At 67.4% G+C, this 18,440-nt stretch carries 23 protein-coding genes; 20 read left to right on the top strand and 3 right to left on the bottom strand.

Features of this window, described 5'->3' with window-relative positions:
* Nucleotides 1-70 precede the first annotated feature (70 nt).
* A complete protein-coding gene (locus tag K3174_RS03000) occupies nt 71-733 on the bottom strand; it encodes a YqaA family protein (protein ID WP_221555442.1) in 663 nt (220 codons plus the stop codon).
* A gap of 241 nt (nt 734-974) precedes the next feature.
* Between K3174_RS03000 and K3174_RS02995 the strand changes: the two genes are divergently transcribed.
* The 3 genes from K3174_RS02995 (at nt 975) to K3174_RS02985 (ending at nt 3,948) form a co-directional block, all read left to right on the top strand.
* Complete coding sequence (locus K3174_RS02995; RefSeq protein WP_221555441.1) at nt 975-1,475, top strand: hypothetical protein; 501 nt, start codon at nt 975-977, stop codon at nt 1,473-1,475.
* A 453-nt stretch (nt 1,476-1,928) separates the two neighbouring features.
* Nucleotides 1,929-2,597, top strand: a complete 669-nt coding sequence (locus K3174_RS02990; protein ID WP_221555440.1) for a hypothetical protein — start codon at nt 1,929-1,931, stop codon at nt 2,595-2,597.
* A complete protein-coding gene (locus tag K3174_RS02985) occupies nt 2,590-3,948 on the top strand; it encodes a DNA-packaging protein (RefSeq protein WP_221555439.1) in 1,359 nt (452 codons plus the stop codon). The genes K3174_RS02990 and K3174_RS02985 overlap by 8 nt, the downstream gene beginning before the upstream one ends.
* Here the strand turns inward: K3174_RS02985 and K3174_RS02980 are convergent.
* Nucleotides 3,945-4,463, bottom strand: coding sequence for a hypothetical protein (locus K3174_RS02980; protein ID WP_221555438.1), 519 nt, complete (start codon nt 4,461-4,463; stop codon nt 3,945-3,947). The genes K3174_RS02985 and K3174_RS02980 overlap by 4 nt on opposite strands.
* 181 nt (nt 4,464-4,644) lie before the next feature.
* Nucleotides 4,645-4,944 carry a GIY-YIG nuclease family protein gene (locus K3174_RS02975; protein ID WP_221555437.1) on the bottom strand — a complete coding sequence of 100 codons (300 nt, stop codon included), beginning with the start codon at nt 4,942-4,944 and terminating at the stop codon, nt 4,645-4,647.
* A 132-nt stretch (nt 4,945-5,076) separates the two neighbouring features.
* Here K3174_RS02975 and K3174_RS02970 point away from each other — a divergent pair, with 132 nt between their 5' ends.
* The 17 genes from K3174_RS02970 to K3174_RS02890 all read left to right on the top strand — a co-directional run.
* On the top strand, nt 5,077-6,234 hold the full coding sequence (locus K3174_RS02970; protein WP_221555436.1) for a phage portal protein: 1,158 nt from the start codon (nt 5,077-5,079) through the stop codon (nt 6,232-6,234).
* Nucleotides 6,231-6,539, top strand: a complete 309-nt coding sequence (locus K3174_RS02965; RefSeq protein ID WP_221555435.1) for a DUF6127 family protein — start codon at nt 6,231-6,233, stop codon at nt 6,537-6,539. The genes K3174_RS02970 and K3174_RS02965 overlap by 4 nt, the downstream gene beginning before the upstream one ends.
* Nucleotides 6,536-6,958: an HK97 family phage prohead protease gene (locus tag K3174_RS02960; RefSeq protein ID WP_345719572.1), complete on the top strand. Its 423-nt coding sequence runs from the start codon at nt 6,536-6,538 to the stop codon at nt 6,956-6,958. The genes K3174_RS02965 and K3174_RS02960 overlap by 4 nt, the downstream gene beginning before the upstream one ends.
* Nucleotides 6,959-7,207: 249 nt before the next feature.
* Entirely contained in the window at nt 7,208-8,359 is a 1,152-nt protein-coding gene (locus K3174_RS02955) for a phage major capsid protein (protein ID WP_221555434.1), read from the top strand.
* 154 nt (nt 8,360-8,513) lie between these two features.
* The gene (locus tag K3174_RS02950) at nt 8,514-8,798 is read left to right on the top strand and encodes a head-tail connector protein (RefSeq protein WP_221555433.1); all 285 of its coding nucleotides are present in this window, start codon (nt 8,514-8,516) and stop codon (nt 8,796-8,798) included.
* Entirely contained in the window at nt 8,795-8,935 is a 141-nt protein-coding gene (locus K3174_RS02945; RefSeq protein WP_221555432.1) for a hypothetical protein, read from the top strand. Before K3174_RS02950 ends, K3174_RS02945 begins: the two co-directional genes overlap by 4 nt.
* Nucleotides 8,936-9,328: a tail completion protein gp17 gene (gene gp17, locus K3174_RS02940; protein ID WP_221555431.1), complete on the top strand. Its 393-nt coding sequence runs from the start codon at nt 8,936-8,938 to the stop codon at nt 9,326-9,328.
* Nucleotides 9,329-9,547: 219 nt separating this feature from the next.
* Nucleotides 9,548-9,964: a phage major tail protein, TP901-1 family gene (locus tag K3174_RS02935; RefSeq protein ID WP_221555430.1), complete on the top strand. Its 417-nt coding sequence runs from the start codon at nt 9,548-9,550 to the stop codon at nt 9,962-9,964.
* The gene (locus tag K3174_RS02930) at nt 9,964-10,269 is read left to right on the top strand and encodes a gene transfer agent family protein (protein ID WP_221555429.1); all 306 of its coding nucleotides are present in this window, start codon (nt 9,964-9,966) and stop codon (nt 10,267-10,269) included. Before K3174_RS02935 ends, K3174_RS02930 begins: the two co-directional genes overlap by 1 nt.
* A gap of 115 nt (nt 10,270-10,384) precedes the next feature.
* Nucleotides 10,385-10,579 carry a phage tail assembly chaperone gene (locus K3174_RS02925; protein ID WP_221555428.1) on the top strand — a complete coding sequence of 65 codons (195 nt, stop codon included), beginning with the start codon at nt 10,385-10,387 and terminating at the stop codon, nt 10,577-10,579.
* Nucleotides 10,572-11,141, top strand: coding sequence for a tail tape measure protein (locus K3174_RS02920; RefSeq protein WP_221555427.1), 570 nt, complete (start codon nt 10,572-10,574; stop codon nt 11,139-11,141). Before K3174_RS02925 ends, K3174_RS02920 begins: the two co-directional genes overlap by 8 nt.
* 146 nt (nt 11,142-11,287) lie before the next feature.
* Nucleotides 11,288-13,603 (top strand): DUF2460 domain-containing protein, encoded by a 2,316-nt coding sequence (locus tag K3174_RS02915; RefSeq protein ID WP_221555426.1) that lies wholly within the window; start codon nt 11,288-11,290, stop codon nt 13,601-13,603.
* Nucleotides 13,600-14,415, top strand: a complete 816-nt coding sequence (locus K3174_RS02910; RefSeq protein WP_221555425.1) for a DUF2163 domain-containing protein — start codon at nt 13,600-13,602, stop codon at nt 14,413-14,415. The genes K3174_RS02915 and K3174_RS02910 overlap by 4 nt, the downstream gene beginning before the upstream one ends.
* On the top strand, nt 14,412-14,843 hold the full coding sequence (locus tag K3174_RS02905; protein WP_247711858.1) for an NlpC/P60 family protein: 432 nt from the start codon (nt 14,412-14,414) through the stop codon (nt 14,841-14,843). Before K3174_RS02910 ends, K3174_RS02905 begins: the two co-directional genes overlap by 4 nt.
* A complete protein-coding gene (locus tag K3174_RS02900; RefSeq protein ID WP_221555424.1) occupies nt 14,831-17,017 on the top strand; it encodes a phage tail protein in 2,187 nt (728 codons plus the stop codon). Before K3174_RS02905 ends, K3174_RS02900 begins: the two co-directional genes overlap by 13 nt.
* Before the next feature lie 12 nt (nt 17,018-17,029).
* Nucleotides 17,030-17,488 (top strand): DUF2793 domain-containing protein, encoded by a 459-nt coding sequence (locus K3174_RS02895; protein ID WP_247711857.1) that lies wholly within the window; start codon nt 17,030-17,032, stop codon nt 17,486-17,488.
* Nucleotides 17,489-17,679: 191 nt separating this feature from the next.
* Nucleotides 17,680-18,440, top strand: a 761-nt coding sequence (locus tag K3174_RS02890) for an outer membrane protein (RefSeq protein ID WP_221555423.1), incomplete at its 3' end; no start/stop codon positions are given.

Genomic DNA, 18,440 nt, shown 5'->3' with positions numbered 1-18,440 from the left:
TGGGAAGGTTTGGCGGCGCACAAGCGCGGCGATTTCATGGGAATGTGATGACAATCGAGCGCTTCGCCGCTCAGCCCGACAACGCCTCGCCCTGCACCTCCGTCGCATTCGCGCACACTCCGCCGTCCTCGTCCTCGCTGCCACCGAGCTGGGTCAGGACCAGCACGCCGCCGACCACCAGCAGCACGAAGACCGTGGTCACCGTGCCGAGATATTGGTCGATCACCCGCTTGATCGGGGCGCCGAACACGCGGAACAATATGCCGACCGTCATGAAGATCAGCGCGCGGGCGAAGAGGCTGGAGAACACGAAGGTAACGAGGTTCATGCCCACGAAACCGGCGGTGATCGTCAGCAGCTTGAACGGCACCGGCGTCGCCCCCGCGATGAGGATCGCTTCGAAATCGTATTCGCGCAAATGGCAGGCGGCGACCGGAAACGCCTCGGTCAGGCCCAGCGCGGAAATCAGCCACACCCCGACCGTATCGTACAGCCCCCAGCCGATGGCATAGCCGAGCAGCGCGCCCGCGACCGAGGCGAGCGTGCAGACGATCGCGAACTTGACCGCCTTCTTCGGTTCGGCGAGGCACATCAGCCCCAGCAGCGGATGCGGCGGAATCGGGAAGAACGAGGATTCGACGAAGCTGAAAAAGGCCAGCCACCACACCGCATACGGGTGCGAGGCCTTGTCCATCGTCCAGTTGTAGAGCCCGCGCAGCGGTTTCATCAGCATGTCTGGGGAGATCCCTCGCGTCCCGGAAGTCGGCCGGGATTAGGCGAGCCGCAAGGCTTGAGCAACGGGGAGTTTGCGGGCGTAATCGGGCAAGCGCTTGTGTCGTGATTTTCGTCAACTTTCTGTTGACAATGTCGCGTCAAGAGATCATTGACGACATGTCAACACAACATTGACAGAAAGGCGAAGCGCAATGAATCTCTCCTTGGAACAGAGCATCAGAAACCGGACCGCGGGGATCGTGACCGACTGGGCTGACACCCGCGACCCGCCCTTCTCGGGCGGATCTGTCGACGGTTTCGCCGAAGCGATCACGGTTGCGCACCTCGTCGCCGACGAAGGCCGTGCGGCACTGGGGCGCTGGGTCGACGCGGGGCGCAGGGCCGGTCTCAGCTGGGCCGAGATCGGCGCGATTCTGGGCATTTCGCGGCAGGCAGCCCAGCAGCGTTTTCGACCCGAGGAGAACGGCATCCTTGCCGACGCACCGGGCGAAGAGGTGGTCCGTTACGGCGCGAACGCCTTCAACGAAATGGCGATCTTGCGCGAAGAAGGGGCACGGGGACGCGAGCTGATGAGGATCGGCTTCCTGATGCTATCCTTTCGCGATACCGGCCGGGCGTGGGAATACTGCCGCCGGATCGGCGGATCGGGGACGTCGAGAGCGATGGAGGCAGATGGCTGGGCCCACGTCGCGAATTGGGGGCCGCTGGCCTATTTCAAGCGCGCCACGCAAGACAGGTAACGGATCGCGTTGTGCGCGCCGGATTCTCCCCGGCATGCGGGTGCGAGGCCTTGTCCATCGCTTAGTTGCGAAGCCCGCGCAGCATCGCTTCCCCATCCCGTAATTGCGAGCGGCGCGGCCGCGCGGCAATCCATGGCGTCGGTCTGGCGGCGGGCGGGGCGCGATGGATCGCCGCGTCGCTGGCGCTTCTCGCGATGACGTGGGGATGGCGGGAGCGGTCGACGGTTCGGAACATTGGACCGTGCCCCTCCACCCCCGACTGTGTCGGCGGTCCCCCTCCCCGGTTCGGGGAGGATTTGCCGAGGTAGTAACCTATTTGGTACTTTTTGATTGACACCGTCACGCTGTTTGGGTACATAACCGGAACATCGGAAAAGTGCGATTCGAACGGGCGGGCCGCTGCGGCACCGCCCGTTTGCGTCTCCGCTATCGCCGCAGACGAAAGGGATGCGAATGAGCAAGGGCGACAACCGGAAAGAACCGGCATGGGTGGCGCGATTTCTGGTCGCGCTGAAAACGGGCCAGGGCGTTCGCGCCGCCGCGCGCGAAGCCGGGATAACCTCTGCCACCCCCTATGACCGGCGCCGCAAGAACCAGGCCTTTCGCGAGGCGTGGGACGCGATCCAGCCGGTCGACGGCCGCCGCACGAAGCGCAAGGGCGGCCCGCGCCCCCGGCGCGAAGCGCAGCGGATCGAACAATTCCTCCACGAACTGGCGGAAACGTCGAACGTCGCCGCCGCAGCCGCTATCGCCGATATTCCGATCCACAGGATCTATCGCCTGCGCCGCACCGATCCCGATTTCGCCCGCCAGTGGTACGCCGCATTGGCCGAAGGCTACGACAATCTGGAGATGGAACTGCTGCACCACCTGCGCAGCGGCGAAAGTCCCGCCGACATTGCCGCGAAACGCAAGTTCGATACCGCCACCGCGCTGCGCTGCCTGACCGCGCATCGCGAGAACGTCGCGCGTGAAAAGGGTCGGCGCAGACTGGCCGACGAAGTCGCCACCATCGCCAGCATCAACGAAAAGATCGACGCCATGCGCATGCAGGCCAGGGCCGGCGATGCGGCAATCCGCAAGGCACGCCGGACCGCCGCGAAGGCGCGCGGCAATGGCTAGGGCGAAACTGCTGTCGCGTGGCGGCTGGCTGCGGCGGCCCGGCGAGGAAGCCGATGACGCACGCGAGGAACTCGCCAGCCAATTGAAGCCGCACGAGCTGGACGCACTGGGCAGCTGGTACTGGGAAGGCTGGGCCCGCGATGCGCAGCTGCCGCCGCGCGAGGCGTGGCGGACCTGGCTGATCTGCGCCGGACGCGGCTTCGGCAAGACCCGTGCCGGGGCCGAATGGGTGCGCGACGTGGCGCGACACGACGGCAATGCCCGCATCGCGCTGGTCGGGGCGAGTCTGACCGAGGTGCGCAATGTGATGGTCGAAGGCGATAGCGGCGTGCTGGCCGCGGCGCCCGGCGCACTGGCCCCGCAATTCGAACCGAGCCTGCGCAAGCTGACCTGGGAGAACGGAGCCATCGCCTGGCTCTATTCGGCGGCCGAGCCCGAAACGCTGCGCGGTCCGCAGCACAGCCATGCCTGGTGCGACGAAATCGCCAAATGGGACAATTCCGGCGAACGCGCCATGTCATGCTGGAACAATCTGCAGCTGACCATGCGGCTGGGCGACGTGCCACGGGTGGTCGCCACCACCACCCCGCGCCAGACCGCGCTGATGCGGCGGATCATGGCGGATGCCGAAGCGGGCAAGGTGGCAATGGCGCGCGGCGATACATTCGACAATCGCGCGATCCTGCCCGCCGATTATCTCGCCTCCATGGTCGAACAGTTCGAAGCGAGCAATTTCGGGCGGCAGGAGCTGCAGGGCGAGATGGTCGCCGCGATGGAAGGCGCGCTGTGGGACCGTGCACTGATCGACCGATGCCGCCTCGCCGGCGCGGTGCCACGCGCGCGGCGCGTGGTGGTGGCGGTCGATCCGCCCGCCAGCGCATCGGGCGATGCCTGCGGGATCGTGGTCGTCATGCTGGGCGAAGACGGCCTGGCCTATGTGCGCGCCGATTGTTCGGTGACGAAGGCGACGCCCGAACGCTGGGCCCGCGCCGTGGCCGCTGCCGCGCAGGCGTGGCAGGCCGACCGCGTGGTGGCCGAAGCCAATCAGGGCGGCGCGATGGTGGCCAGCGTGCTGCGCGCGGCGGATATCGCCCTGCCGGTCAAGCTGGTCCACGCCAGCCGCGGCAAGGCGGCCCGCGCCGAACCGGTCGCCGCGCTCTACGAGGCGGGCCGGGTGAGGCACGCGGGCCTGTTCGCCGCGCTGGAGGACGAGATGTGCGGGCTGATGGCCGGTGGCGGCTACGAAGGGCCGGGGCGTTCGCCGGACAGGGCGGATGCGCTGGTATGGGCGCTGAGCGAGCTGATGCTGGTGAAGCGGGCAAGGCCGCGGATTTGGCAGCTATCGGGTTAGATTGGTTGGGCCAAAGCCATCTGGGCGTCGACTTCCTTCTCAAGAAACTGCGCGATGCGCTCCATATCGGCCTTCCATCCCATCGTGAACATGAAGTGGAATGCGAAAGGCGCAACCCAGAACAGGAGCAGGAAGAAGCCGAATCGTCCGAAGAACTCGCCGGTGTCGGAATTACCCAAGTAGATCGATATCCAGACGATAGTCAGGAAAGTAAGGAAGACGTACCAAAAGACAAAGAATACCTTATGCCAGGTCGCCGCGCCAAATCTTCCCTCGATAGTAGTGCCTGCGCCATTCTGAATAAGGCGCGCTGATAACCGTGGTTGTGCGTTATAGTAAGGAAACGACCTGTGTTCGAGCATGACCTTTCCAAAACGGACATAGCCCGTCACACTCAGCGCGAATGGATTGAGTACAGACTTGCTGGCGGAATTGATCCGGCTGGTCACGATATCCTGCGGCAATGGCGAATGAAAAACCATCGGAATGCCAGCCAAATAGTCTGAGATGCGCATAACAGAATCTGTGTCTACTCCGATAAAATTTCGCAATGAAAACTGATGAGAGGCAGAGCCATAGGCTTGGGAGGTTCGGAAGAAAGCACTGGCCCGGGTCGAGCCCGGGCCGACGATTGGGGTGTGGGATACTCTCTCCCCGTCGCCCCGGACTTGATCCGGGGCCGGTGCTTTTCTCGACTTACAGGATCACGTCGAACAGGTCTTCCCAATCGGGATTGGCCTTCTCGATCAAGGCGAACTTCCATGCGCGGCGCCAGCGTTTGAGGCGTTTCTCATGCGCGATGCAGTCGTCGATCGCATCGCCGCGTTCCGCCCATACCAGCCGCGTGAGACCGCGACGCGCGCAATAGTCGGAGCCGGTGCCTTCGCGGTGTTGCGTGACCCGGGCTGCCAGCGAGCTCGTCACGCCGACATAGAGCGCGCCGCGATAGCGATCGGCCATGATGTAGACCCAGCCGCCAAGTGGTTCGCGATCCACATCTGTTCGAAAGAGTAAGCACTGGCCCGGGTCAAGCCCGGGCCGACGATAAAGCGAAATACCGAACTTGCCGTCGCCCCGGACACCGATCCGGGGCCGGTGCGCCTTGCCTAACCCCAACCGGAGAACCCCATGTCCTTCCTCACAACCCTCGCTTCCGCCTTCAAGGGCGGGGGCGGTGCCCGTGTGCCGGTGTCGCGCGGGTTCGTTTCTCCCTGGGCGGCCGCTTTCGATGGCGGGCTGCCGGGGCGCAGGCCCTTCGATTATGCCCGCGAGGTGGCCGAGGCCTATCTGGCCAATCCGGTGGCGCAGCGCGCGGTGCGGATCGTCGCCGAGGGGGTCGGCGGCGCGCCGATCGCCTGTGCGGATGCGCGGCTGGCGCAGCTGATCGCCTGTTCCTGCGGATCGCAGCCGTTGCCGGAAGTGCTGGCGGCGCAGCTTGCGCTCCACGGCAATGCCTATGTCCAGATCGTGAAGGACGGGGCGGGCCTGCCGATCGAGCTGTACCCCTTGCGGCCCGAGCGGGTGCAGGTGGTGGCGGGCGAGGATGGGTGGCCCGCCGCCTATCGCTATATCCTGGCCGACCGCACGATCGCCCTGCCGCTGGAGGACGAGGACGGGTGGCCGGAGGTGATTCACCTCAAGGGCTTCCACCCGAGCGACGATCATTACGGCGCGGGTTGCCTGGCCGCCGCCGCGCCCGCCGTGGCGATCCACAATGCGGCGAGCGAGTGGAACCGCGCGCTGCTGGCCAATGCCGCGCGGCCCAGCGGCGCGCTGGTCTTGGGCGGGGGCGATGCGGGCGGGCTGACGGGCGAACAGTTCGAGCGGCTGAAGGCCGAATTGCACAGCGCCTTCCAGGGCCACGGCAATGCCGGGCGGCCGATGCTGCTCGAAGGCGGGCTCGACTGGAAGGCGATGAGCCTCAGCCCCGCCGACATGGATTTCGCCACGCTGAAGGCGGCCGCGGCGCGCGATATCGCGCTGGCTTTCGGCGTGCCGCCCATGCTGCTCGGCCTGCCGGGCGACAACACCTATGCCAATTACCGCGAGGCGAACCGCGCGCTGTGGCGGCTGACGCTGCTGCCGCTCGCCGCGAAGATCCTGAACGGGCTGCATGCCGGGCTGGCCGACTGGTTCGCGGAAGGCCCGACGGTCGATCTCGACCGGGTGCCCGCGCTGGCGGAGGACCGCGAGAAGCTGTGGGCGCAGGTCAGCGGGGCGAGTTTTCTAACCGATCTGGAGAAACGAGAGCTTCTTGGACTGGCGAAAATGGAGAACAGGCAATGACGACGGACGACATGCTCGCGCGGCTGATCGCGCAGGCCGACCGCGACGGGGCGGAGCTGATCACCCTGCGCGCCATCGTCGAGGAAGCGAGCGAACTGGGCGCGAACCGCGTGCTCGACCGGCTCGGCCTCGGCGATCCATCGGCGCAGGGCGATATCGACGAATTGCGCGAGCTGCTGGGCGCCTGGCGCGATGCCAAGGCTTCCGCGTGGAAGGCGGCGGTGGACTGGCTGGTCAAGGGCGTGCTGGCGCTGTTGCTGGTCGGCATCGCGGTGCGGCTGGGCGTGGGGGAGATGCTGTCGTGACCGCGGAACAGGTCCGGGGTGAGCGGGTGCTGCGCATTGCGGGCTATGCCGCGCTGTTCGACCGGCCCGACGGGGCGCGCGATACGATCCGGCGCGGGGCCTTCGCGCGGACGCTGGCGGAGCGGCAGGAGCGCTATCCGCTCTACTGGCAGCACCGGCCCGACCGGCGCATCGGCTGGGTCGAGACCGCCGGCGAGGATGCGCGCGGGCTGCGGATCATCGCGAGTGTCGACAATCCGGATGGCCGCGCCGCCAAATTGCTGCGCGAGCGAGCGGTGAACGGCCTGAGCTTCGGCTATCGCGCGCGGCGCTATCGCCAGACATCCGCGGGCCGCGAACTCAAGGACATCGAGCTGTTCGAGGTCAGCGTGGTGACGCATCCGCTGCAATACGGGGCGCGCGTGCATTTCATGAGCTGATCCCGAGACATTCGTTTCGCGCAGATGCCGGAGGGCGTCCGGCCTGCCGCGCAGCGGCGATTAGACTCACACGAAGATAGACTCACACGAAGACACAAAGATGGAGTGCGCAGCCGCACCCTCGAACGGACATCTTCGTGTCTTCGTGTGCGAAACCTGCGGCTTCGCCGCGTGCAGAAATTGCCGCGGCCTCTGCGCGAACTCCGCCCCCGCCCACCGAATTTTTCACACTCCAGGAAAGGACCACCCATGGACGCTACTACCCCCACGACAGATACCACCACAGACCCCGCCGAGGCGAGTTTCGATATCGTCGCCCGGCAGGACAAGACCGAAGCCGATGTCGCTTTGCTGCGATCCGATGTCGACGAGGTGAAGGCGCGCGTGGAGCGGATTGGCCGTGCCGCCGCCCGCCCTGCCCTTGCCGCCGCCGACGAGACTGCGCCCGAGGTGAAGGGCTTCGTCCAAGGCTATCTGCGCCGCGGATCGACCGCCGAGTTCAAGTCGATCACCGGTACCGTGCCCGCCGATGGCGGCTATGCCGTGCCGCGCCAGATCGACGCGGCCATCGCCCGCGCGCTGACCGACATCAGCCCCATCCGCGCCATCGCGCAAGTGGTGCAGACGGGCAGTGCGGGCTATCGCAAGCTCGTGACCACCGGCAGCACGGCGAGCGGCTGGGTTGCCGAGACGGCGGGTCGCCCGGAAACCGGCACGCCGAACTTCGCGGAAATCGCCCCGCCCACGGGCGAGCTGTTCGCCAATCCCGCGGCGAGCCAGGCGATGCTGGACGATGCCGGCTTCGATATCGAAAACTGGCTGGCCGCCGAGATCGCGACCGAATTCGCCCGGGCGGAAGGGGCGGCCTTCGTGAACGGGACCGGCGTGAACCAGCCGAAGGGCTTCCTCGCCGCGCCCATGTCGGAGGATTTCGACGGGGACCGGCCCTTCGGTACGCTGCAATATATCGCCAGCGGCGATGCGGGCGGCTTCGATGCCAATCCCGATGCGAAGCTGATCGATCTGGTCCACACGCTGAAGGCCGGGCACCGGCAGGGCGCGAGCTTCGTGATGAATTCGGCCACGCTGGCCGAGGTGCGCAAGCTCAAGACCGCGGATGGCGCGTTCCTGTGGCAGCCGGGCCTGGTGGACGGCCAGCCCGACCGCCTGCTGGGCTATCCGGTGGTCGAGGCGGAGGACATGCCCGATATCGCGGCGGATGCCTGCCCCATCGCCTTCGGCAATTTCCGCCACGGCTATCTGATCGCCGAACGCAGCGCGACACAGGTGCTGCGCGATCCTTTCACCAACAAGCCGTTCGTCCACTTCTACGCCACCAAGCGCGTGGGCGGACAGGTGCTGGATAGCAATGCGATCAAGCTGCTGAAGGTGGAATTGTAACCTCCCCCGCCGGGGGAGGGGGACCGCGAGACGCGCAGCGGCTCGGGGTGGAGGGGCACCCGCCGCGGTTCCGGAAAGCCGATCGTGCCCCTCCACCACCTGCGGTGGTCCCCCTCCCCGTTTCGGGGAGGATTTTCAGAAGAAGGATAACTCCATGCCCGACCTATCCGGCCAGCCGCTGGCCGACCTCAAGCAATGGCTGGCGATCGGCACGGCGGGCGAGGATGCGCTGCTGCTGCGCCTGCTCGATACTGCGTGGCAGATCTGTGCGCGGTTTACCGGCCATGGCGCAGCCGAATGGGCCGATCTCGACGAGGCGCTGCGCCACGGGATCGTGCGCTTCGCCGCGCATCACTATCGCGAGCGCGACGAGGGCGCGGCGCAGTTGCCCGCCGCCATTGCCGCGCTGTGGCGGCCCTATCGCATGGTGCGGCTGTGAGCTTCGCCGCGCTGGCGGAGCGCCTGACGCGCCGCGCCGCCGCCCGGGCGGAGAGCCATCTGCGCGCGCGGCGCGGCCAAACATCGTGGCACCGCGCGGACCTGCTGTGGCCGATCTTCACCAAGGGGGGCCGATAGATGGAAACCGCCCTGCGCATCGCCATCATCGCCTGGCTGCGGGCCGATCCCTTCCTCGCCGATATGGTCAACACCATCGCGGAGGAAGGGCCGGCCGCCGCCAGCCCGCCAAACATCGCCATCGCCGCCAGCGCCAGCACCGACTGGTCGACCAAGACCGCCACGGGCCGCGAGGTCCGGCTGGCGCTGGAGCTGATCGGGCGCGGCGACGATCCTGCCGAAACCGGCTTCCTCGCGACCCGCATCGAACAGCGCATCGCCACGCTGGCCCCGCAGCAAGGGGGCTTTCGCGTGGTGGTGACGCGCTTCCTGCGCAGCCGCGTGGAGCGCCGCCGCCGCAATGCCCGCGCGGTGCTGCTGGAGTTTGCGTTCAAACTGCTGGCGGATGACTGATCCCTGACTTCGTTTCGCGCAGAGATCGCAGGGCGTCCGGCCTGCCGCGTAGCGGCGATTAGGCTCACACGAAGACACGAAGATGGAGCGCGTCGCTGCGCCCCCAAACGAAGATCTTCGTGTCTTCGTGTGAGACACCCTGCGGCTTCGCCGCCCCCACGAGATGGCCGCGGCATCTGCGCGCGCCCCTGCCCCGTATCAATCGAAAGGACCCTCATAATGACAGCCCAGAAAGGTGCCGCATTCCTGCTCAAGATCGGGGATGGCGGCGCGCCCGTCACCTACGAGGCCGTGGCCGGGCTTCGCACCACGCAGATGAGTGTCAATGGCGATACGGTGGTGGTGACCCACAAGGGCAGCGGCGGCTGGCGCGAGCTGCTGTCGGGCGCGGGGACGCGTTCGGTCTCGGTGTCCGCCAGCGGGATATTCCTGGCGTCCGATGCCGAGATTGCGATCCGCAGCCACGCGCTGGCCGGGACACTGGACGAATACGAGCTGAGTTTCGAAGACGGCGCGAAGATGCGCGGGCGCTTCCTCGTCCAGCGGCTGGACTATGCGGGCGATTTCAATGGCGAGCGGACCTATGCGGTGCAGCTCGAAAGCTCCGGCGCGGTGGTGCCGGTCGGGGCGCCGTGATGAGCAATTCCGCGAGAGGCGAAGCCACGCTGGACATTGGCGGCAGGCCCTGTCTGCTGCGCCCGAGCTTCGATGCGCTCGTGCGTGCCGAGGACGAGCTCGGCCCGCTGTTCGCGCTGGTCGAGCGCGCGGGCCAAGGCCAATTACGGCTGTCCGAAATCGCCGCGCTTTTCTGGCACTGCCTGGCCGAGCGCGGCGAAACGACCCGCCAAGCAGTGGGCGAGGCGGTGCTGGCGCAAGGCCTTGCCGCCGCGGCCAAACCGCTGCGCACGCTGCTTGGCGAGATTTTGAAGGGGCAGTCGTGACCTTTCGACCAACGCAATTCACCTCCCCGTGGGGAGGGGTCAGGGGTGGGGGTTCGACCTGCCAGGGACGCGCCGTACACCCACCCCCGGCCCCTCCCTCAAGGGAGGGGGGAAATTGAGCGGGACTTTCGCGGCGGGCGCGCTGCGGCTGGCGTCGCTCGCCGCGGTCCATCTGCACTGGACGCCGCGCACATTCTGGGGCGCGACGCCGTCCGAACTCGCCGCCTCCCTCGCCCAGCCGCTGCCCGCCGACACGCCGCCTACGCGCGCCGAGATCGCGGCGCTGATCGAAAGGGATGCCCATGGATGACGATATCGACGAACTGATCGTGGCGGTGCGCGCCGATACGCAGGCCTTCGGCGCGGATATGCGCGCGCTGCGCAGCTCGTTCGACACGACGCTGCTCGACGGGTTCGAGCGGGCGGGCACGGTGCTGGAACGCGGGCTGCTGTCCGCGATCCGCAAGGGCAGCCTGGGCTTCGACGATCTGAAACGGGTGGCGTCGGGCGCGCTCGACCAGATCGCGGCGCAGGCGCTGCAACTGGGGCTGGACAGACTGTTCGGCGGTGCGGGCGGCGGCGATCTGGGCGGGGCGATCGGAGGGGCGGTGGGCGCGCTGTTCGGCTTGCCCGGACGCGCGACCGGCGGGATCGTGTCGCCCGAGCGCCCCTATCTGGTCGGCGAGCGCGGGCCGGAACTGTTCGTGCCCGCCAGCGCCGGGCGGGTGGAGGCGAATGCCGGCACCGCGTCCGCGCGCGAAGTGCGGGTGGCGATCAATCTTACGAGCCCGCGCGGCACCGGCGCGCCCGTGGCCATGCAACGCAGTGCGCGGCAGGTGGCAAGCGCGGTGCGGCGGGTGTTGGCGACGTAACGCGGACAATACGCGCTCACTTTGCATCGCCGTCACCCCGGACTTGATCCGGGGCGGTGCTTTTCTTCGCGGGTCTCACTGCGCCGCCAGTAGCCCGACCCCGGATCAAGTCCGGGGTGACGAATCCTTACCGGTGGAGACCAGACATGACCTTCTGGCTTGCCCGCGAACGCAACGGGCAGCATTCCGATCATATCCAGCGCTTCGATCCGCGGTTCTGGGCAGTCAATTTCCCCCGCCCGATGATGGCGAGCGTGGTGACCACCGCGCCCGATGCGCTGCGGGTGGATTGCACCTTCTACCACAAGGGCGAGCTGGCCGGGCTGATCTGGGATAGCGCAGATACGCTCGACCATCCGCTGCTGGCTTATGAAACGCAGCGCGATTACGCGCATTGCGTGCTGCGCTTTCGCTGGCGGAGCGGCGGCGTGCTGGCGCTCGACGTGCCGCATGGGCCGACGCTGACGATCGAGGGGCGCGACGCGGCCGGCACTGCGCGCGCATGGTATGTCCGGCTGTGGAACTATGCCAGCGGGACGCCCACCGATGCGCAGATCGAGCTTCCGTTTTCCGCCCTCCAATCGGGTTACGTGCTGCCGGGCGAGGCGGTGCATCCGCACGATATCGACCGGATGTTCGTCAGCCTGGTGCCGCAGGGCTATGTCGAAGGCAGCGAGGAGGTGCTGCCCGCGCGGGTCGAGGGCTGGGCCGAAATGTCCGGCATAAGCTGCGAGGGCGAGCGCGCCATGCTGGCAATCGGCGATGTGCTGGTGCCCGCGCATGGCGAGCAGATCGCCACCGCCTATGACGACTGTTTCAACCAGACCCCGGCGCGGCTGCTGCGCTGTGTCGAGGGGCTCGGCTATCGCGGGCGGATCGTCCATTATGCCGGTATGAGCCATTATTTCCGGCTCGAACCGCTGGGCGGCGGGCATTATGTCAGCCTGGCGGGCGGCGTGCTGAACGCGCCTTGCGCGGCCTGGCATCGATCCTTCGCCGCCGAGGCGAAGCGGCACGGTTTCGAGGTGATCTGGTCGCTCTCCTACGAACTGTTCGACGCGCATTGCTGGAACGACTGGAAGCAGCGCGCGCATGACGGATCGCCCGCGCTGACCGGCTGGGAACCGCCATCGACGCTGCTGTCGCCCGCGCATGGCGGGGCGATGGGCTATCTGCGGCAGGTCGCTGCGGCGTTCGTGGGTATCGCGCGGGGCGCGGGCCTGCCGGTGCTGTTCCAGATCGGCGAGCCCTGGTGGTGGGTCCAGCCCGCCAGCGGTGCACCCTGCCTGTACGATGCGGCGGCACAGGCGGCGCTGGGCGGATCGCCGGCGGCGATAACCGACATGCGCGCGCCGCTGAACCCAGCGCAGCGCAATGTGCTGGACGCGGCGGGCGTGCTGCTGGCGCAATCGACCGCTGCGCTGGCGCAATCCGTGCGCGATGCCGCGGGCGGCACGGCGGAGATCCTGCTGCTGGCCTTCACGCCGACCCTGCTCGATCCCGCCATGCCCGAGCTTTATCGTGCCAACCTGCCGGAAGGCTGGGCCTGGCCCGCCTTCGACCGGTTGCAGCTGGAGGATTACGACTGGCTGACCGGCGGGGCCGAGGCCGAACGGCGGCGGGGTATCGCCTTCGTCACCCAGCGGCTCGGCTACCCGGTCGCGCGGCAGGATTACATGGCGGGCTTCGTGCTGCTGCCCGAACATGCCGACACCTACTGGCCGCGGATCGATGCGGCGCTCGACGAAGCGCGGCGGCGCGGCGTGACCCAACGCTTCGTCTGGGCGCTGCCGCAGGTCGCGCGCGACGGATACACCCGCCTGCCACCCCCCGGAGAAGACGCAATGACCCCTTTCGACGATGTCGCCTATCCGCTCGCGCTCGGCCGCGATGCGGCGGCGAGCCCCGAATTCTCGACCTCGGTCGCGGTGACCGCATCGGGTTACGAGCATCGCAATGCGCTGTGGTCCGATGCGCGGATGCGCTACGATGTGGGGCCGGGGATCCGGTCCGAGGCGGAACTGGGCACGCTGATCGCCTTCTTCCGCGCGCGCTATGGCCCGGCACGCGGCTTTCGCCTGCGCGATCCGTTCGATTTCAGCTCCGCCGGGATGACCGGCGCGCCTGCCGCGACCGACCAGTTGCTGGGCGTGGGCGACGGCATGGCCAGCCGCTTCCGGCTGGTGAAGACCTATGGCGAGCAGGCGCGCGTAATCACGCGGCCCGACATGGCCAGCATTGCGGTGGCGGTGGGCGGGGCTGTGACCGGGGGATGGGCATATGAAGCGGGCGGCTGGATCGTGTTCGATACCGCGCCCGCCGCTGGCGCACGGATTACGGCGGGCTTCCTGTTCGACGTGCCCGTCCGCTTCGCCGAGGACCGGCTGGACGTCAGCGGCCTGTCCTTCGCGGCGGGCGAAGCGCCATCGGTGCCGCTGATCGAAATCCGCGAGGCGGCATGAGCCGGGTCTTCTTCGCCGCCGAGCTCGACACTGCGGCGACCTGGTGGCGCATCTACCGACGCGACGGGGTGACGCTGGGCTTTACCACCCATAACCGCGATCTGTGGTTCGGCGGCATTCTCCACCGCGCCGCACCCGGCATGCTGCCATCCGCCATCCGCTTGACCGCTGGGTTCGAGGACGATCCGGGCGACGTCGAAGGCGCGCTGAGCCATGCCAGCGTGACCGCCGCCGATCTGGCGAGCGGACGGTTCGACGGCGCGCGAATCGCCAGCGGCGTGGTCGACTGGGATACGCTGGAAAATGCCTTGCTCTATATCGGCAGCATTGTCGGCGTCGGTTACGAGGCGGCGGGGTTCCGCGCCGAACTGGCATCGGCCAAGGCGCGGCTGGCGCACGACCCGATCCCGCTGACCGGCCCATCCTGCCGTGCCCGCTTCTGCGGGCCGGGTTGCGGGTTGAACCCGGCGGCGTTCGACATGCGGGCGGAAGTGACGGCGATCGACAGCGATGCGGGGACGGTGAGCGTCGCGACCGCCGATGCGTCCGCCTATCGTTACGGCACGTTGCGCTGGCTCGACGGGCCTGCAATCGGGCTTGCCGCGCGGATCGTGGCGACGAGTGGCAATGTGCTGACGCTGGCCGAGCGGATCGATGTCGAATGGGCTGCCGGCCTGCGGGTGCGCCTGCGCGAAGGGTGCGACAAGACGGTGGCGACCTGCGCCGCCCGCTTCGGCAATGCGGTCAATTTCCAGGGCGAGCCTTTCCTGCCGGGCAACGACATGCTCGCCCAATATCCGGTGCCGCGATGAGTGCGTGCGGCGAAGTGATCGCCCGGGCGGCGGAAGCGCTGATCGGCACCCGCTTCCGGCTGCATGGACGCAGCCGCGAGACCGGCCTCGACTGCATCGGCCTGGTCGGCACCTCGCTGATGGATTGCGGGCAGGACGTGCGCTGGCCGCAGGGATACGGCCTGCGCAATGCCGATATCGCGCGCTGGCTGAACCTTGCCGAAGCGAACGGCCTCGCGGCTTGCGCAGGCCCGATCCGGCGCGGCGACATTCTGCTCACACGGCCCGGCCCCGGCCAGCATCACCTCCTCGTCGCGCTGGGCGGCGACCGGTTCGTCCATGCCCATGCCGGGCTGCGGCGCGTGGTCGTCCAGCATCTCGTCCCCCTCGACCCGCTACTCGCGCAGTGGCGGGTCGCTTCCATCCCGGAGCAATCATGGCCACGCTAGTCCTCGGAGCAGTCGGAACGCTGGTCGGCGGCCCGCTGGGCGGCGCCATCGGCGCCACCCTCGGCCGCAGTCTCGATACCGCGATCATCGGCACGCCGCGCCGCGAAGGCCCGCGGCTGAAGGAACTGGCGATCAGCACGTCGAGCTACGGCCAGCCGATCCCCGCGCTCTACGGGACGGTGCGCGTTCCGGGCACGATCGTGTGGGCGACCGACCTTACGGAACGTCGCGACAGCAGCAGCGGAGGCAAGGGCTCGCCGGGAACGACCGCCTACAGCTATTCGGTGTCGCTCGCCGTGGCGCTGTCGAGCCGGCCGATAGACCGGGTCGGCCGCATCTGGGCCGACGGGAATCTACTCCGTGGGAAGGAAGGCGATCTCAAGACCAGAGGCAAGCTGCGCATTCACAGGGGTCACGCGGACCAGTTGCCGGACCCGCTGATGGCCGCCGGCATCGGCGCGCAATGTCCCGCGCATCGCGGCTGCGCCTATGTGGTGTTCGAGGATCTGGCGCTCGAGGATTTCGGCAATCGCATTCCCGCGATCAGCTTCGAGGTTTTCGCAGGTTCCGCCGCCGACATTGTGAGCGAACTGGCAGGACAGGTCGATATCGATAGCAGCCGGGCGGATTTTCCGGAGCTCGACGGCTTCATTCACGAAGGCGGCAGCCTGGCGGCGCTGCTCGCGCAGTTCGACCGGCTCAGGCCGCTCGATGCCGTGACGCGCGATGGACGCGCGGCGATCAAGGGCGGCGAGCAGCCGGTCGGGGAGGTCCCAGTTCTACCACCACCCGCGGCATGGGACGAAGGCGATTTCGGGCGCGACAATGGCACCGACCTGGCGCGCAGATCGCCGGTCGGCGAGACATTGTCGGCCTTGCGCTATTACGATCCCTCGCGCGATTATCAGCCTAGCCTCCAGCGCGCGGACGGCATGGAGCCGGGAATTGCGGGCCAGACGCTCGAATTTCCCGGCGTGTTCGAAGCCGCCGCCGCGCGCGGCCTTCTGGAAAGAGCTTCGCACCGCGCGCGGCAGCGCGGCGAAACGCTCTCGTGGCGGATCGTCGAACTCGATCCCGCCTTGGGGCCGGGCCGTATCGTGCGCGCGCCGGGCCATCCGGGTCTCTGGCGGATCGAGGGCCGGGAATGGCGCGAGCGCGGGATCGAACTCGAACTGGTTCGCCATGTCGCGCCCGCCATGGCCAGCAGCGCGGCGGATAGCGGGCTGGCCTGGTCGGCGCCGGACCGGCTGGCGGTCGAAACTCTCCTGCGCGTGTTCGAGCTGCCATGGGATGGCGTTGCATCGCCGGGCACGCCGCAGGTCTATGCCGCGGTCGGCGCTCCCACCGGGCGCTGGTCCGGTGCATCGCTCTACCGCGAGAGCGGCGGCACGCTCATTCCGACGGGAAGCAGCGGACCTGTTCGCGCGGTCGGCGGGAAACTGGCAGGGCCTCTGGGGGCCAGCCCCGGATTGCGGTTCGAGGCGGCGGCCATGCTGCGCGTCGAGCTCGACGACCATGACGCCGGTTTCGCGCCGGTCGGCCTCGATGCGATTGCCGGCGGCGCCAATCGTTTGCTGGTCGGCGGCGAGATCGTGCAGTTCGCACAATGCCAAGCCGAAGGCAGCGGCATCTGGCTCCTCACCGGGCTGCTGCGCGGACGGGGCGGCACCGAGATTGAGGCGCTGGCGGGCCATGCCGCCGGAGCGCGCGTCACGCTGCTGGACAACAGGCTCCGGGCGCTTTCTGCGGATATCGATCCCGGTGGCAAGGACCGTTTCGCCGCGATTGGCCTGGCCGACAGCGATCCGGTCTTCGCGGCGATCGAGAATGTCGGGCGGACACGGCGCCCGCTCCTGCCGGTGCAGCCGCGCGGCGAGACGGACCCGGAGGGCAATCTGCTATTGCGCTGGACGCGCCGCGCGCGCGGCGGCTGGGCCTGGCTCGACGAGGTCGAACAGCCGCTCGTCGAACAGGCGGAGATATACGAGGTCGGGCTGGGCGATTCGGAACGGCCCGATCGGGTATGGACCACCTTGGAACCCCGCCTCCGGCTGGACGCGTCGGAGGTCGGTTCGCTTGCCGTGCTCCATCCCGGCAAACCCATATGGGTGCGCCAAAAGGGCAGTTTCGCGGTCTCGCCACCGCTTCGTCTCACCACCCTTCCCTCCAGCTGACAGGAGCCTGACATGACCCAACCGGTCGCCTTCGATACGACCACCCCCCGCCATTCGTTTGCCATGCTGGCTGCGGGCCAGGCACAGCGGGAATTATTCGTCAACGAAGCGCTGGCGCGGATCGATGCCCTGCTGCACGCGGCCATCGAAGGCGAAGCGAGCGCCCCGCCCATCGACCCGGTGCCGGGCGAGTGCTGGCTCGTCCAAGCTCCGGCGACCGACGACTGGCAGGGTCACGAGGGAGCCCTGGCGTCATGGGACGGAACCCAGTGGACCTTTTGCAAACCGGTGGACGGCATGCATGTCGTCGATCGGTCAAGCGGCGGTCGTATCGCCTATGTCGACGGGTGGCGTCGAGCGGCCCGGCCCGACCTTCCGTCGGGAGGTGCGACTGTCGACGCGGAAGCGCGAGCGGCGATAGCGGCGATTGTCGACATGCTTGCCACACTTGCGATTTTTCCGTCCGATTGACGGGAACCCCATCCGAACAATGACGTTCGCCAGATACGGAAAGGGTCCAATCTCTCGGAACTCATTCTTACAGCGCGGGAAAAGAGGCATTAATGCAACAGTTCCCGTCGATTGTTTGCTTGCCACCATGGGGCTTGAAAGTTAGATATAACCCACTCGGTGGCTCCAATTCGCAAAAAGGGGAAACTATAATGCGGAAATTCGTCATAGGAATGGCGATGGCCTCTACGGCCCTTGCATCGCCGGCCTTGGCCAAAGATGATAGCTGGTATATCGAACTCGATGCCGGTGCTGTGATCGTCGAAGATATCGACAACATCTCGGGTTCCAATGAAGTTGGTACACTCAATACCGGTATCGGTTACGATGTCGGCGGTATCGTCGGTTACGACTTCGGTCCGTTCCGTATGGAAGCTGAAGTCAGCTTCCGTCGCGCCGAAGAAGACAGCTATACCGACAATAATGTCGGCCTGGACGATCCCGAAGTCGGCGGTGGTGCAGAAGCGCTGAGCTTCATGCTCAACGGCCTGGTCGATTTCGGCCCCGATGACGGCCTGCAGGGCTTCGTCGGCGGTGGTGCCGGCGTTGGCCGCGTCAAGGTTGGCGTGCTTACCGCGTTTCCGTCGATCGACGTTGCCGACAGCGATTCCGGTTTCGCATGGCAGGCGCTTGCCGGTGTTCGCGCTCCGATCACCGACAATATCGACCTCGGTCTGAAGTATCGCTTCTACAACCAGTTCGGCAACGACCTGGTCGCGTTCGATGGGCGCGATGCGAAGGTCGGTTTCCGTTCGCACTCGCTGATGGCGACGCTGGCGTACAACTTCGGCGAACCTGCGGCTCCGCCGCCTCCGCCGCCTCCGCCGCCTCCGCCGCCTCCGCCGCCTCCGCCCCCGCCGCCTCCGGCGCCGGTCTGCGAGACGGGTCCGTACATCGTCTTCTTCAACTGGGA

This window comes from Qipengyuania qiaonensis, assembly GCF_019711515.1.
Taxonomy (GTDB): Bacteria; Pseudomonadota; Alphaproteobacteria; order Sphingomonadales; family Sphingomonadaceae; genus Qipengyuania; species Qipengyuania qiaonensis.
Note: the sequence above shows the minus strand (reverse complement) of the source record. Positions and strands in the feature narration are given on the sequence as shown.